The following is a 13,746-nucleotide window of genomic DNA, read 5'->3' as shown; positions in this document are numbered from 1 at the left end:
CGCATGACGTTTCTGATCACCGGAGGGGCCGGCTACATCGGCTCGCACGTCGTCCGCGCGATGCTGCTCGCGGGGGAGAAGGTCGTCGTGCTCGACGACCTGTCGACCGGCAACGAGGACCGCGTACCGGAGGGCGTCCCCCTGGTGATCGGCTCGGTCCTGGACCACCTGGTGGTGGAGGAGACCCTCCGCAAGCACAAGATCACCGGCGTGGTGCACCTGGCCGGCAAGAAGCAGGTCGGCGAGTCCGTCGAGAAGCCGATGTACTACTACCACGAGAACGTGGAGGGTCTGCAGGTCCTGCTGGGCGAGGTGGCCAGGGCGGGCGTCCGCAACTTCCTCTTCTCCTCGTCGGCCTCGGTGTACGGCATGCCGGACGTGGACCTGGTCACCGAGGAGACCCCGGCCGCGCCGCTGAGCCCGTACGGCGAGACCAAGCTGGCGGGTGAGTGGCTGGTCCGCGCGGCCGGCAAGGCGCACGGCATCTCCACCGCCTGCCTGCGGTACTTCAACGTGGCGGGCGCCGCGACCCCCGAGCTCGCCGACACCGGCGTGTTCAACCTGGTCCCGATGGTCTTCGAGCGCTACGACCGGGGCGAGGGCGCCCGGATCTTCGGCGACGACTACCCGACCCCGGACGGGACCTGCATCCGCGACTACATCCACGTCGAGGACCTCGCGGAAGCCCATGTGGCGGCCGCCCGCAAGCTGGCCGAGTGGGCGAGCGCCGGCGAGTACCGGGACCTCACCGTCAACATCGGCCGCGGCGAGGGCGTCTCCGTGCGCGAGATGGTCGGGCTGCTCAACGAGAACACCGGGCACGACCACGAGCCCGTGGTCACCCCGCGCCGCCCCGGCGACCCGGCGAAGGTCGTGGCCTCCGCCGACAGGATCGCGCGGGAGCTGGGCTGGAAGGCCCGCCACGACGTGCGCGAGATGATCGTCTCGGCCTGGGCCGGCTGGCAGGCCAACAAGAAGCTCGCGCACCGCGAGCGTTAGCCACCACCCCGGGCCGTCCGGCGGAGGCCCGGCACGGGCCCGTGCAACGCGAGAGGCCGCCCTCCCCGTGAAGGGGAGGGCGGCCTCCGCCGTTCCATGTGGCGCCTCGCGCCGCGGGTGCTAGCGCTGGAGGAAGGAGAAGAGCTCTTCCCAGCGGTCGGTGATCTCCGCGCTGGAGTAGCGCTTCACGTCCCGGAACGCGGTGTCACCCATCCGGTCCCGGAGCTCCTTGTCCGACATCAGCCGGCTCAGGTGCCCGGCCAGTTCCACCGTGTTGCCCAGGCGGGACAGCAGGCCGTCCTCGCCGTGCGACACGATCTCCCGGACGCCCGGCGCGCAGTCGAACGCGACCGGCGCCACACCGGCCGCCATCGCCTCCAGCAGGGTGATCGGGAAGCCCTCGGCCCGGGACGCCTGCGCGAACACCGAGGCCCCGCGCAGCGCGCCCAGCACGTCGCCGGTGCTGCCCATCCACTCCACCGAGTCGTCCAGGCCCAGCGAGGTGCAGTACGCCCGCAGGCTCGCCTCCTCCGGGCCGGCGCCGTAGATCCGCAGGGTCCAGTCGGGGTGCAGCGGGGCCGTCTCCGACCAGGCGTCGAGCAGCAGGTCCACGCCCTTCTCGAAGGCGAGCCGGCCGACGGAGGCGACGACCTTCGCCTCGCGCGGTGCGGGCGCGTCCGGCATGAACGGCAGCGGGTTCGGCATGGATCCCACGTTGTCCATCCCGGAGCGGATCCACAGGTCCGCGTCCTCCGGGGTGAGCACCAGCAGCCGGTCGACGTCCTTGTAGTGGCGCCGCACCCGGGCGGCCCGCGAGGACTTGTGGCTGGCCTCGTAGGACTCGTGGCTCATCCCGATGACGGTGAGCCCCTTGGTGTCGGCGAGCGCCACCCACTCCATCGCCCAGACCTGGGTGCAGATCACCACGGCACCGGGCGCGGCCTCACGGAAGAGCGCGCTCAGCTTCTCCGCCTGCTCCAGCATCCCGGCCCGGCGGGCGGCCTGGCGGCGCCGCTCGGGCGCGTTCAGCTTTCCCTTGATGCCGCGCAGGGTGCGCGGCGAGGGGGGCCGCTCGTCGTACAGGGTGGTGGTGGCGTACGGCAGCTCCGCGGAGAAGCTCTGCCGGATGTTCTCCTCCACCGGGCAGATGCCGACGAGGTGCACCCGGTGCCCGCGGTCGGTGAGCAGCCGGGCCATCTGGTGCGACCAGGTGGTCACCCCGCCGATCTCGTCGACGCTGTTGGACACGAAGAAGATGTCACGGCCCTGGCTCACTTGCCGCTCCCCTGGAAGAACTTCTCGACGATCCGGCGGGCGGCGTCCCCGCGGTCGTACTCACCGAACTCGGCGAGGAAACGCTGTCGCGCCTCCGCGTACTTGGCGTCGGCCTCCTCGAAGGCGGAGAGCGCCTGGAGGAGTTCGTCCGCCGTGGCCACGACCGGGCCGGGCGCCTTCTCCTTGAGGTCGAAGTAGGTGCCGCGGAGGTCCGACGCGTACGCCTCGTAGTCGTAGGCGAAGAACAGCATCGGCCGGTCCAGCACCGCGTAGTCGAACATCACGGACGAGTAGTCGGTGATCAGGCCGTCGGCCAGGGCCAGCAGCGGGGTGATGTCGTGGTGCTTGGACACGTCGATCACCCGGCCCGCCACGGAGGGCGGCAGGCTGACGCTGTTGAGGTAGTGGGTGCGGACCAGCAGGGTGAAACGGTCACCCAGCCGCTCGGCGAACTCCTCGACGTCGAAGGGGAAGGTGAAGCCCTCCACCGAGCCGTCCGCCGCGGCCCGGAAGGTCGGCGCGTAGAGCAGCACCTTCTTCTCCGGGTCGATGCCGAGCTCGGCGGCCAGCGGGCCGCGGACCCGCTCGCCGCTCTGCGCCTCGGCGCCGTGCGCCTCCACCAGGGCGTCGTTGCGCGGGTAGCCGACGCGCAGCAGCACCGTGTCGCGGAGCCGGAAGGCCTTGGCGAGGGTGCGGGTGTCGTGCTCGGACCGGACCAGGAAGTGGTCGAAACGGTCCACCGCGGCCTGGAACTTCGCCTGCCCGTCCTGGCCGAGCGCCTTGGTGCGCGGCTCGTGGAAGCCCATGCGCTTGAGCGCCGAACCGTGCCAGGTCTGGATGTACGTGGTGCCCTGGCGCTTGGTGAGGGCCAGCGGGAAGCCCTGGTTGTCGATCCAGTACTCGGCCTGGGCGAGCGCCCGCAGGTACTGCCAGCTCCACCGCCTGACCAGGGTGGCGTCCTTGGGGAAGCCGGTGGGCTTGGCGCCCGCGTAGGACCACACGGCCTCGAAGTCGACGCCCTGCCGGAGCATCTCCTCGTAGATCGCCTTGGGGCTGTCGCTGTACTGCTTGCCCATGTGGCTCTCGAAGACGACCAGGCCCTTCCTGACCGGCAGCTTCGAGAAGACCTCGTGGTAGATCTTCACCTTCTGCTCGCCGGAGCCGATGTTCCGCTTGGTCTTCAGGGCCTTCTTCAGGCTCCGCTTGACCACGCCGGCGGCCTTGCCGTGCATGGCGCCGTTGATCAGCGCCTGGGTGCGTACGGCGGCCGCGCCCTCGGCGGTCAGCACGTAGGACAGGTTGCCCTTCTTGGTGATCTCCGGTTCGAAGCGGTCGGAGACCAGGCGGGTCAGCCGGGGGCGGACGCGCAGCTTGGCCGCGCGCTCCAGGTCGACGGCGCCGACCGCCACGCGGGTGCTGATCCGGTTCTTGCCGGCGGTCAGCTTCAGCCGGACGTCCCAGACCGCGTCGATGATGCCCAGCGGCCGGACCGTCTTGCCGATGTCGGCCTTCACGGACCACTCGATCGTGTCACCGGCGTGATCGATCTTCTCCACCGGGAAGCTGAACGACTTGACGCCGATCTGGCGGCGGGCGCGGAACTCCAGCTCGGCCTTGAGCGGGGCGTCGTCGGCGATCCGGTGCAGGGGGTTCACCACGGAACCGGACAGGGTGACCGTGCCGCGGCCGTCGTCCTCGTACGAGGTCAGCCGGTTGCCCAGGGCGAGCGAGCCCAGCGGGGTGGTGTGGAACCCCTGCTCGGTGACGTCCAGTATGCGGCGGGCCTCGGCGTCGTCCAGATGCTCGGCGCACCAGTAGATCCGGCCGTCGCGCTCGGCGAGGGAGGAGGTCAGCCGGCCGCGGTTGGTCATCGACTCGGCGGCGGAGAGCAGGTTGACCCAGTCCTCCTTGCCGAGCAGGTAGGCGCAGATCGCCTGGAGGTGGTTGACCTGGTCGTACGCGGCCGGGTCGATGCCCTCCAGGTAGCCGTTGGCCAGCCGGGCGAACTCCTGCCGGTACTCGTCGTCCAGCAGGTGCAGGTCGCGCAGGTGCAGCACCAGGTCGTGCTTGAGGAACTTGGCGTCCTTGGCCGACTTGATCTCGTCGTGGCCCTTCTCGGCGAGGAGGGCGTCGACGCGGCGGTGGATCTCCATCCGGTGCACGAAGTTGGCGATCTCGTGGCGCCGGTTGCTGATCGACTTCGAGGTGGCCTTCTCCTGCACGTTCCAGAAGTAGACGTGGTTGGGGATCAGGGCGATCCGGCCGGCCGCGACGTACGCCTGGGCGGAGAACAGCAGGTCCTCGTAGTGGATGCCGACCGGGAACTCCAGCCCCTGCTCCAGCAGGAACGACCGCCGGTAGCACTTGTTGGTGGAGAGCGTGTCGTACACCAGGAGATCGGGATCCTCGGTGATCGACTCCAGCGTCCGGGTGCGCGAGTAGATCCACGGGTACCACTCGGTGGTCTTGCTCCACCGGCTGTCGAGGTGGACCCGCACGCACATGCCGGAGACCAGGTTCGCCCCGGTCCGCTCGGCCGCGTCCAGCATGTTCCGGCAGGCGTTGCGCTCCAGGACGTCGTCGCTGTCCAGGAACATGACGTACGTACCGGTGGCCTGCTGGATGCCGTGATTGCGGGGCGCACCGCAGCCGCCGCTGTTCTGCGGGAGCTGGAAGGCGCGCACTCTGCCGGGATGCGCCGCTTCGAGTTCCTTGGCGACCTCGAAGGAACGGTCCTTGCTGCAGTCGTCGACGATCACGACCTCGACGCCCTGCAGCGTCTGGTCGATGACCGACTGGACGGCTGTCGGCAGACGCTCTGCGTCGTTGTAGACGATGACGACCACGGAGACGTCAGGCACGTGCACCTCGATCCCTATTTGTTCCGTTCCGCTTATCCCGTCAAAACTACCGTGTGTTCCACTCGGCTCCGGCAGCCGACCGCCGGGCGTGCATACTTCTAGGGCATGCGGATCAGACCCAGCAGGAAGTGTTCATGACGAAGCTGTCCGTAGTCGTTCCTTGCTACAACGAAGAAGCAGTCATCGACAGCTTCGACACGGAGATCCGCAAGGTCCTCGGTGCCCTCCCGATCGAGTACGAGGTGTGTTACGTCGACGACGGAAGTCGCGACGGCACCCTCGGGAAGCTGCGCAAGATCGCCGAGGCGAATCCCGAGCAGACCCGGTACGTCTCCTTCAGCCGCAACTTCGGCAAGGAGGCCGGCATGCTGGCCGGCCTCAAGGAGGCCACCGGCGACGCCGTGGTCATCATGGACGCCGACCTCCAGCACCCGCCGGAGCTGATCGGCAAGATGCTGGACCTGTACGCGCTCGGCCACGACCAGATCATCGCCCGCCGCAACCGCGACGGCGACAAGAAGGTCCGCAGCGCCCTGAGCCGCCTCTACTACCGCATGGTCAACCGGTGGGTGGACGTCGAGCTGATGGACGGCGTCGGCGACTTCCGCCTGCTGTCCCGGGCCGCCGTGGACGCGCTGGTCTCCCTCCAGGAGTACAACCGCTTCTCCAAGGGCCTGTTCTCCTGGATCGGCTTCGACACGGTCACGTTCGACTACCAGAACGCGCAGCGCGAGGCCGGCGAGACCAAGTGGAAGTTCGGCTCGCTGCTGAACTACGCCATGGACGGGCTGATCTCGTTCAACAACCGGCCGCTGCGGCTGGCGATCTGGATGGGTGCGGCGCTCACCGCGATCGGTGCGCTCTACACCCTGTGGATCATCGGGCAGACGATCACCACCGGCGTCAAGACGCCCGGTTACGTCACCCTTGTCGCGATCATAGTGGCGCTGGGCGGTGTCCAGATGACCATGCTCGGCCTCATCGGCGAGTACATCGGCCGCATCTACTACGAGACCAAGCGGCGCCCGCACTTCCTGGTCAAGGAATCCCACGGGACCGACATCCGGTGAAGGACCAGCTGGGCCAGATGTTCCGCTTCGCCCTGGTGGGCGGGGTCAACACGGCGACCTTCTTCGGCATCTACCTGCTGCTGCACCCGTGGATGCCGTACTTCGCCGCGTACAGCCTCGCCTTCGTGCTGGCGATGATCGGGTCGTTCTTCATGAACACCTACTTCACCTACCGCACCCGGCCCACCTGGAAGAAGTTCCTGCTCTTCCCGCTCACCAACGTCACCAACTACGTGATCCAGTCCGCCGGGCTGTACGCGCTGGTCACCTGGGCCGGGATGAACACGAAGATCGCCCCGCTGGCCGCGGCCGTGGTGGCGATCCCGTTCACCTACCTCCTCTCCCGGAAGATCCTGGTGCCCGGCGCCGCCCGGGCCGCACAGGCCCAGGCCGAGCCGGTGGCCGACAGGTCCACGGTCTGAAACCGGCAGGCGCCCGTTCCCCGGAACCCCGTAGATTGAGGGCTGTATCCGGCGGACGGGCGGCTAAGGGGATGGACGTGTCAGGGGCTAGGCAGCGGGTCGTGGACGCCCGCAGGATCGTGGTCAAGGTCGGCTCCTCCTCCCTCACCACCGCGGCGGGCGGCCTGGACGCGGACCGGGTCGACGCGCTCGTCGACGTCCTCGCCAAGGCGCGCAGCGGCGGCGAGAAGGAGATCGTGCTGGTCTCCAGCGGCGCCATCGCCGCCGGACTCTCCCCGCTCGGGCTGCGCCGCCGGCCCAAGGACCTGGCCCGGCAGCAGGCCGCGGCGAGTGTCGGACAGGGCCTGCTGGTCGCCCGCTACACCGCTTCCTTCGCCCGGTACGGGGTCCGGGTCGGCCAGGTCCTGCTGACCACGGACGACACCAGCCGGCGCGCCCACTACCGCAACGCGTACCGGACCCTGGACCAGCTCCTGGCCATGGGCGCGCTGCCGATCGTGAACGAGAACGACACCGTCGCCACGGACGAGATCCGCTTCGGCGACAACGACCGCCTCGCCGCGCTGGTGGCCCACCTGGTCCGCGCCGACCTGCTGGTGCTGCTCTCCGACGTGGACGGCCTGTACGACGGCGACCCGTCCCAGCCGGGCACCAGCAGGATCGAGGAGGTCCGCGGCCCCGAGGACATCGCGCACGTCTCCATCGGCAGCGCGGGCAAGGCCGGAGTCGGCACCGGTGGCATGGTCACCAAGGTGGAGGCCGCCCGGATCGCGGCGGCGGCCGGCATCCCCGTGGTCCTCACCTCCGCCAGCCAGGCCGCCGACGCCCTGTCCGGACGCGAGACGGGCACGTTCTTCCACGCCACCGGCCGCCGCTCGGCCGACCGGCTGCTCTGGCTGCAGCACGCCTCCACCCCGCAGGGCCACCTGGTCCTCGACGACGGCGCGGTGGCCGCCGTCACCGAACGCGGCAGCTCCCTCCTCCCCGCCGGCATCGCGGCCGTCGAGGGCGACTTCTCCGCGGGGGACCCGGTCGAGCTGCGCACGGCGGACGGCCGGCCGATCGCCCGCGGCCTGGTCAACTTCGACGCCAAGGAGATGCCGCAGCTGCTGGGCCGCTCCACTCGCGAGCTCGCGCGGGAACTCGGACCGGAGTACGAACGAGAGGTCGTCCACCGGGACGATCTGGTTCTGCTGCAGGGCTGAGGTTCTGCAAAACCGCCGCGAAACGGTCCCGGGACTGGTCAACTGTGGGTAACGGGCAGGCACGCAGGGCAGAGGAGCCGACTGGTGGGACGAGCGCTGACCAGCGTCGCGGGGGGCGGCGGTGAGGACGAGGACCATCAGTCCCGGCTGTGGCACGTCACCCTGAGCGTTTCCGGCAAGCCGGTGCCGCTGACCGAGGTCCGCCGCGGCCTCGAACAGCTGGCGCACGACCACCCCTTCCTCCTCACCAGCCGGTACGCCGACGACCACGCGGAGATCCGCTACTGGGAGGAGGCCCGCGACCTCCACGACGCCGCGGCCGTCGCCCTGCGGCTCTGGGGCGAACACCGCTCCTCGGCGAGGCTGCCGGCCTGGGAGATCGTCGGCCTGGAGGTCATCGACCGCGCGACCTACCACCAGCGCGTCGCGGAAGGCTACGGCCCACCCCCGGCCCACCCGGTCGGCGTCCACCCCTACTGACGCCTCCGAGGTGTGGGCAGGCGTTCCGCAGGGCGGAACGGGTGGGCACACGCCGGAGGAACGGCCGACCCGCCCGCCACGGCCGAGGCAACGGCCGGCACCCACACGGCAGGGCCCGTACCTCGGCGGCACCGCCCGGCGCGGCTCCCGTCTCGCGGGGTGGAAGCGCGCCGGTCAGGTGAAGGACGCGCACTACCCTGGACGGCATGACCTCGCTGAAGGAAGCCGCCGTCTCGCCCGTCACCGCCACCGCCCAGCGCGCCCGCACCGCCGCCGCGGACATCGCCCCGCTCCCGCGGTCCGCCAAGGACGCCGCCCTGCTGGCCATCGCCGACGCGCTGGAGGCCCGTACCGCCGAGATCGTCGAGGCGAACGCCCAGGACATCGCCAAGGCCCGGGCCGCCGGCACCAGCGAGACCGTCATCGACCGCCTCACCCTCACCCCCGACCGCGTCCGCGCCATCGCCTCCGACGTCCGCGACGTCGTCGCGCTCCCGGACCCGGTCGGCGAGGTCGTCCGCGGCTCGACCCTCCCCAACGGCATCGACCTGCGCCAGATCCGCGTCCCCCTCGGCGTCGTCGGCATCATCTACGAGGCCCGCCCGAACGTCACCGTCGACGCCGCCGCGCTCTGCCTGAAGTCCGGCAACGCGGTCCTGCTGCGCGGCAGCTCCTCCGCGTACGCCTCCAACACCGCCCTCGTCGGCATCCTCCGCGACGCCGTGGCGTCCACCGGCATCCCCGCGGACGCGATCCAGCTCGTGCCCGGCGAGTCCCGCGACTCCGTCCGCGAGCTGATGCGCGCCCGCGGCCTCGTCGACGTGCTCATCCCGCGCGGCGGAGCCTCCCTCATCAAGACCGTCGTCGAGGAGTCCACCGTCCCCGTCATCGAGACCGGCACCGGCAACTGCCACGTCTACGTGGACGCGCAGGCCGACCTCGACATGGCCGTGGACATCCTGATCAACTCCAAGGCGCAGCGGCCCTCCGTCTGCAACTCCGCCGAGACCCTCCTGGTCCACCAGGACATCGCCGCCGCCTTCCTGCCGCGCGCCCTCGACGCCCTCGCCGAAGCCGGCGTCACCGTCCACGGCGACGCGCGGGTCCTCGCCGCGGCGGAGGACAGCAAGGTCACCGCGCTGCCCGCGACCGACGAGGACTGGGCCGCGGAGTACCTCTCGTACGACATCGCGGCCGCCGTGGTCGGCTCCCTCGACGAGGCCGTCGGCCACATCCGCCGCTGGACCTCCGGCCACACCGAGGCCATCGTCACCACCTCGCAGGCCGCGGCCCGCCGCTTCACCCAGCTGGTCGACTCGACCACGGTCGCCGTGAACGCCTCCACCCGGTTCACCGACGGTGGCCAGTTCGGCTTCGGCGCGGAGATCGGCATCTCCACCCAGAAGCTGCACGCCCGCGGCCCGATGGGCCTCCCGGAGCTCACCTCCACCAAGTACATCGTCACCGGCGACGGTCACGTGCGGTAATCCCCTTCCGGACTCCGCGTGGCCGAATTCCGGCTTACCGCCTGCCCAAAACCCCTGCCCAGGTCTACGCTGGACCCGTGCCGGACGACGTGGGGGGCAAGCCGTTCCCGGACGACGGGGTGCCCGACGACGACCGCGGAGGCGCGGATCAGGACTTCGCCTCCGTGGTGTTCGACGAGGACTTCGTCCGGAACGCCGAGATCCATGAGCCGAGCGCGGCCGAGCGGCTGCGCGAGGCCGAAGCCGCCCGCGCGGCGGTCGCGGGCGGCCGCACGGCCGACGAGGACCCCTTCGAGGGGTACCCGTACGGGTGGCCCGACGGCCTGTCGGACGGTTACGGCCCCGACGACCTCCCGTACGGCGACAACGACGGCCCCTACGGTCACGCTTACGGCCCCTACGGCGGGTCCATGCGCCCCTACCGGGGCCGGTCCAGGTGGCTGCGCCCGGTGGCCTGGGTGCTCGCCGTGGTCATGGGCATCGGAATGGTCGCGCTGGCCTTCATCGCCGTCTACCGTGGAGCCTCGGGCAGCTCGGGCGACCCCGGACAGACCCCGCCCCCCGCGAGCAGGACGCCCCTGACGGAAGTCGGCGGCGGTGGCGCGTTTACGCACCCCGCCGTACGCCAACCCTGAAGGTACGACCTCCTCCCGGAGCAGGGAGACGCGCATGGCCGTGCCACGAGATCCACATGACGCCACCCCCGATCCCTTCGGCGGGGGCGAGGACGATTTCCGGTCGGACGAATACCGGTCGGTGGTGTTCGACGAGGGCTTCGTCCGGGCTGCGCGCCTCCAGGAGTTCTCCGCCGACGAACGCATGGGCGAACACGCCCGTGCCGTCCGCAGCCGCTCCGTCTGGTCCACCGGACGCAGCCGCACCAGCACCCCGGGCCGGGCCGCCCGCCAGGGCATGGTGCTGGTCCTGCTGATCGCGCTCGCCTTCGGCGCGGCCGTCTGGATGGGCCTGCGCAACCCCTACGTCGCCCCGCGCGGGAACCGACCCGAGGCGCTGACCAGCACGATCGTCCCGCTGGCCCCCGCCGGGACGGTGCCCGGCGGCCGGCCTTCCGAGCTGTTCGCACACAGCCCCGCGGACCAGTACCGGGTCGGCGCGGCCGGGATCACCCTTCCGGCGGTGCGCCGCACCCCGCACTTCACCGACACCCAGGTGGTCGCCGCCCTGAGCATCGCCAAGGACTACCTGGTGCAGTCCTCGCTGGACCCGGACGTGCTCGCCGGGGTGGCCTCCCGCCCGGTGCGGATCCTGCTCGACCCCGACCAGCTGGACCAGTTCGACCGCAGCATGACCTCGGTGGGCGGCGACGCGCGGCACGCCGCCACCGGCTGGCTGGTCCGCTTCGACCCCGGCACCGCCGTCGTGGCCGACTCCCGGGTCCGGGTGAAGGGCACCCTCGCCTTCGACGAGGTCGCCCCCGGGGTGCTGGAGGTGATCTCCGACCACACCTTCGTGTACGCGGTGCGTCCGGTCGACGCCGGCCAGGCCGCCACGGACGGCGCCTCGCTGTTCAGCGTCCGGCGGGAACTGCGGATGCGCTTCGACCGGGACGACCTGGTGGCCCGCCGCACCGAGCTGCTGGCCGCGTACGTGCAGGCCGGGCCGCACGACTGCGCCGCCGAGCCGTACACCGGCTTCAAACCGCTGCTCGCCGGGGCCGCGGCCACCGCCACGGGCCCGTCGGCCACCGACCCGTTCGCGGACGGCCGGGAACGGCGGGCGGGCGGGCTGTGCGGCGCACTGGCCACCCGGAACCCGACCGCGGCCCCGACGACGGAGCCGCAGCCTCAGGGCCCGGGGGTCCCGCAGGCCCCGGCTCCGGCCGGTTCCGTCCCGGCCGGAGCCACCGCCCCGTAGCAGCCGGAGGTCAGTCCCGCGCCGTGCCGCCGCCGTCCGCGGAGCCCTTCCCGTCCCGGCCGGCGCCCGCGAACTTGTCCCGCAGCGAGCCGGCCAGGTCGCCCGCCCCGCCCGCGATGTCGGTGACCAGCTTCATCAGCGGGTCCGAGCTCGTCCGCACCGAGTCCGCGTAGTGCGAGGCGGACTGCCGGAAGGAGTCCGTGACCGAGGTGTCCTTGTCCTCCTCGCGCCGCGGGTAGTGGCCGTCCATGATCCGCTGGAAGTCACGGCTCTCCGACCACTTCTTCAGCTCGGCGGCCCGCACCGTGGTGAAGGGGTGCGTCCGCGGCAGCATGTTGAGGATCTTCAGCACCGAGTCGCGCAGGTCGCCGCCCGCCTCGTACTCCTCGGCCTGCGCCAGGAACGCGTCCACGTTCATCTCGTGCAGGTGGTTGCCGCCGGCCAGCTTCATCAGGCCGCGCATCGAGGCCCGTACGTCCTGCCCGACCAGCAGCCCGGCCCGGTCGGCCGACAGCTCCGACTTCCGGAACCACTCCCGGAGCGCCGTCACGATCGCCGTCACCGCCACGTTGCCCAGCGGGATCCAGGAGACCTTCACCGCCAGGTTGGTCAGGAACAGCAGGACCGTCCGGTACACCGAGTGGCCGGACAGCGCGTGGCCCACCTCGTGGCCCACGACCGCCCGCATCTCCTCCTCGTCGAGCAGCTCCACCAGACCGGTGGTGACCACGATCACCGGCTCGTCCAGCCCGATGCACATGGCGTTCGGCCGCGGGTCCTGCTGCACGTACATCCGCGGGACCTTCTCCAGGTCCAGGATGTAACAGGCGTCCCGCAGCATCGCGTGCAGGTGCGCGAACTGGGTCTCGCCCACCCGCACCGAGTCCGACAGGTACAGCAGCCTCAGACTGCGCTCCGGCAGCAGCCCGCTGAGCGCCTTGAACACCGTGTCGAACCCGCTCAGCTTGCGCAGCGCCACCAGCGCGGACCGGTCCGCCGGATGCTCGTACGCCCGCGAGGAGATCCCCGGGAACCTCTTGCGGTCCCTTGCGGGCACCTTCTCGAAAGCCGTGTCTGCCATTGCGCCTCCCCCTTGATCGGACAGCCCTGCCATACGTCTATCCTCTCCAACGCCTGAGTCGGCGTGAGCGTGCCCCAGGCACCCGCATACGATGTGAGCGAAGTCTCGGCCCCGCTCCCCGACCCGATAGGTATCTGCCTGATGAGCCTCCACACGACCGCCCAGAACCTGGTTCTCCTCGCCTCGGAGGGGGCCGAGAACCACGGCGGCAACCACGACAGCCTGAACCCGTACCTGACCGGTGGCGGTGCGCTCTTCGTGCTGCTCCTGATGCTGTGGGTCACCACGCGCCTCAACCGCGACCGTTAGTCCGACCGCGGCAGCTGCACCCCGGCCCCGGGCCGGTATGGTCTGCGCTCATGGGAGAGCAGGAAACGCCTACCGGTCCGGTCAAGCGCAGGCTCGGCGTGATGGGCGGGACATTCGACCCGATCCACCACGGACACCTGGTGGCCGCCAGTGAGGTGGCCGCCCTCTTCCACCTCGACGAGGTGGTGTTCGTACCGACCGGCGAGCCCTGGCAGAAGTCGGAGCGGGCCGTGTCGCCCGCCGAGGACCGCTATCTGATGACGGTCATCGCCACGGCCTCAAACCCGCAGTTCTCGGTGAGCCGCATCGACATCGACCGCGGCGGCCCGACGTACACCATCGACACCCTGCGGGACCTGCGGCGCCTCAACGACGACGCCGACCTCTTCTTCATCACCGGCGCCGACGCCCTGGCCCAGATCCTCACCTGGCGCGACGCCGAGGAACTGTTCTCGCTCGCGCACTTCATCGGGGTCACCCGGCCCGGCCACCTGCTCACCGACGACGGCCTGCCCGAGGGCGGCGTCTCCCTGGTGGAGGTCCCGGCTCTGGCGATCTCCTCCACCGACTGCCGCGCGCGGGTCGCCGCCGGGGACCCGGTCTGGTACCTGGTGCCCGATGGTGTGGTGCGGTACATCCACAAGCGAGAGCTGTACCGGGGAGCCTAGCTTCCGCACGAGAG

Annotated in this window: 13 protein-coding genes; 10 read left to right on the top strand and 3 right to left on the bottom strand. The window is 70.8% G+C overall.

Going from position 1 to position 13,746, the window contains the following annotated elements:
- Positions 1-3 precede the first annotated feature (3 nt).
- Entirely contained in the window at positions 4-999 is a 996-nt protein-coding gene (gene galE / locus ACGFQ9_RS27595) for a UDP-glucose 4-epimerase GalE (protein WP_393577425.1), read from the top strand.
- Between the two features lie 120 nt (positions 1,000-1,119).
- On the opposite strand, the gene ACGFQ9_RS27590 is transcribed toward galE, so the two are convergent.
- Both ACGFQ9_RS27590 and ACGFQ9_RS27585 read right to left on the bottom strand, forming a co-directional pair.
- Positions 1,120-2,274, bottom strand: coding sequence for a glycosyltransferase (locus ACGFQ9_RS27590; protein ID WP_393577424.1), 1,155 nt, complete (start codon positions 2,272-2,274; stop codon positions 1,120-1,122).
- Positions 2,271-5,141, bottom strand: coding sequence for a CDP-glycerol glycerophosphotransferase family protein (locus tag ACGFQ9_RS27585; RefSeq protein ID WP_393577422.1), 2,871 nt, complete (start codon positions 5,139-5,141; stop codon positions 2,271-2,273). The genes ACGFQ9_RS27590 and ACGFQ9_RS27585 overlap by 4 nt, the downstream gene beginning before the upstream one ends.
- A 128-nt stretch (positions 5,142-5,269) precedes the next feature.
- Here ACGFQ9_RS27585 and ACGFQ9_RS27580 point away from each other — a divergent pair, with 128 nt between their 5' ends.
- From ACGFQ9_RS27580 to ACGFQ9_RS27550, 7 genes are all read left to right on the top strand, one after another.
- Positions 5,270-6,205 carry a glycosyltransferase gene (locus ACGFQ9_RS27580; protein WP_393577421.1) on the top strand — a complete coding sequence of 312 codons (936 nt, stop codon included), beginning with the start codon at positions 5,270-5,272 and terminating at the stop codon, positions 6,203-6,205.
- Positions 6,206-6,222: 17 nt separating this feature from the next.
- Positions 6,223-6,627, top strand: a complete 405-nt coding sequence (locus ACGFQ9_RS27575) for a GtrA family protein (protein WP_393577573.1) — start codon at positions 6,223-6,225, stop codon at positions 6,625-6,627.
- 71 nt (positions 6,628-6,698) lie between these two features.
- Positions 6,699-7,832: a glutamate 5-kinase gene (gene proB / locus ACGFQ9_RS27570; RefSeq protein ID WP_393577420.1), complete on the top strand. Its 1,134-nt coding sequence runs from the start codon at positions 6,699-6,701 to the stop codon at positions 7,830-7,832.
- A 42-nt stretch (positions 7,833-7,874) separates the two neighbouring features.
- Positions 7,875-8,312, top strand: coding sequence for a hypothetical protein (locus tag ACGFQ9_RS27565; protein ID WP_393577571.1), 438 nt, complete (start codon positions 7,875-7,877; stop codon positions 8,310-8,312).
- A gap of 206 nt (positions 8,313-8,518) precedes the next feature.
- Complete coding sequence (locus ACGFQ9_RS27560) at positions 8,519-9,799, top strand: glutamate-5-semialdehyde dehydrogenase (protein ID WP_393577418.1); 1,281 nt, start codon at positions 8,519-8,521, stop codon at positions 9,797-9,799.
- A gap of 77 nt (positions 9,800-9,876) precedes the next feature.
- On the top strand, positions 9,877-10,434 hold the full coding sequence (locus ACGFQ9_RS27555) for a hypothetical protein (protein ID WP_393577417.1): 558 nt from the start codon (positions 9,877-9,879) through the stop codon (positions 10,432-10,434).
- 34 nt (positions 10,435-10,468) lie between these two features.
- Positions 10,469-11,674 carry a hypothetical protein gene (locus ACGFQ9_RS27550; protein WP_393577415.1) on the top strand — a complete coding sequence of 402 codons (1,206 nt, stop codon included), beginning with the start codon at positions 10,469-10,471 and terminating at the stop codon, positions 11,672-11,674.
- 10 nt (positions 11,675-11,684) lie between these two features.
- Here the strand turns inward: ACGFQ9_RS27550 and ACGFQ9_RS27545 are convergent, their stop codons facing one another.
- Positions 11,685-12,755: a M48 family metallopeptidase gene (locus ACGFQ9_RS27545; RefSeq protein WP_393577413.1), complete on the bottom strand. Its 1,071-nt coding sequence runs from the start codon at positions 12,753-12,755 to the stop codon at positions 11,685-11,687.
- A gap of 141 nt (positions 12,756-12,896) precedes the next feature.
- Here ACGFQ9_RS27545 and ACGFQ9_RS27540 point away from each other — a divergent pair, with 141 nt between their 5' ends.
- The gene (locus ACGFQ9_RS27540; RefSeq protein WP_393577411.1) at positions 12,897-13,064 is read left to right on the top strand and encodes a hypothetical protein; all 168 of its coding nucleotides are present in this window, start codon (positions 12,897-12,899) and stop codon (positions 13,062-13,064) included.
- Between the two features lie 50 nt (positions 13,065-13,114).
- Positions 13,115-13,732 (top strand): nicotinate-nucleotide adenylyltransferase, encoded by a 618-nt coding sequence (gene nadD, locus ACGFQ9_RS27535; protein ID WP_393577409.1) that lies wholly within the window; start codon positions 13,115-13,117, stop codon positions 13,730-13,732.
- Positions 13,733-13,746: the final 14 nt, after the last annotated feature.

Source organism: Streptomyces sp. NPDC048603, assembly GCF_043199475.1.
Lineage (GTDB): Bacteria > Actinomycetota > Actinomycetes > Streptomycetales > Streptomycetaceae > Streptomyces.
The sequence above is the reverse complement of the archived record's forward strand: the minus strand, read 5'-3'. Positions and strand labels throughout refer to the sequence as shown.

Excerpts from the sequence above, each read along its gene's own strand:
- ACGFQ9_RS27550 (WP_393577415.1), top strand. The coding sequence starts at position 10,469 with ATGGCCGTGCCACGAGATCCACATGACGCCACCCCCGATCCCTTCGGC.
- ACGFQ9_RS27580 (WP_393577421.1), top strand. The coding sequence starts at position 5,270 with ATGACGAAGCTGTCCGTAGTCGTTCCTTGCTACAACGAAGAAGCAGTC.
- ACGFQ9_RS27560 (WP_393577418.1), top strand. The coding sequence starts at position 8,519 with ATGACCTCGCTGAAGGAAGCCGCCGTCTCGCCCGTCACCGCCACCGCC.
- nadD (WP_393577409.1), top strand. The coding sequence starts at position 13,115 with ATGGGAGAGCAGGAAACGCCTACCGGTCCGGTCAAGCGCAGGCTCGGC.
- ACGFQ9_RS27575 (WP_393577573.1), top strand. The coding sequence starts at position 6,223 with ATGTTCCGCTTCGCCCTGGTGGGCGGGGTCAACACGGCGACCTTCTTC.
- ACGFQ9_RS27540 (WP_393577411.1), top strand. The coding sequence starts at position 12,897 with ATGAGCCTCCACACGACCGCCCAGAACCTGGTTCTCCTCGCCTCGGAG.
- galE (WP_393577425.1), top strand. The coding sequence starts at position 4 with ATGACGTTTCTGATCACCGGAGGGGCCGGCTACATCGGCTCGCACGTC.
- ACGFQ9_RS27545 (WP_393577413.1), bottom strand. The coding sequence starts at position 12,755 with ATGGCAGACACGGCTTTCGAGAAGGTGCCCGCAAGGGACCGCAAGAGG.
- proB (WP_393577420.1), top strand. The coding sequence starts at position 6,699 with ATGGACGTGTCAGGGGCTAGGCAGCGGGTCGTGGACGCCCGCAGGATC.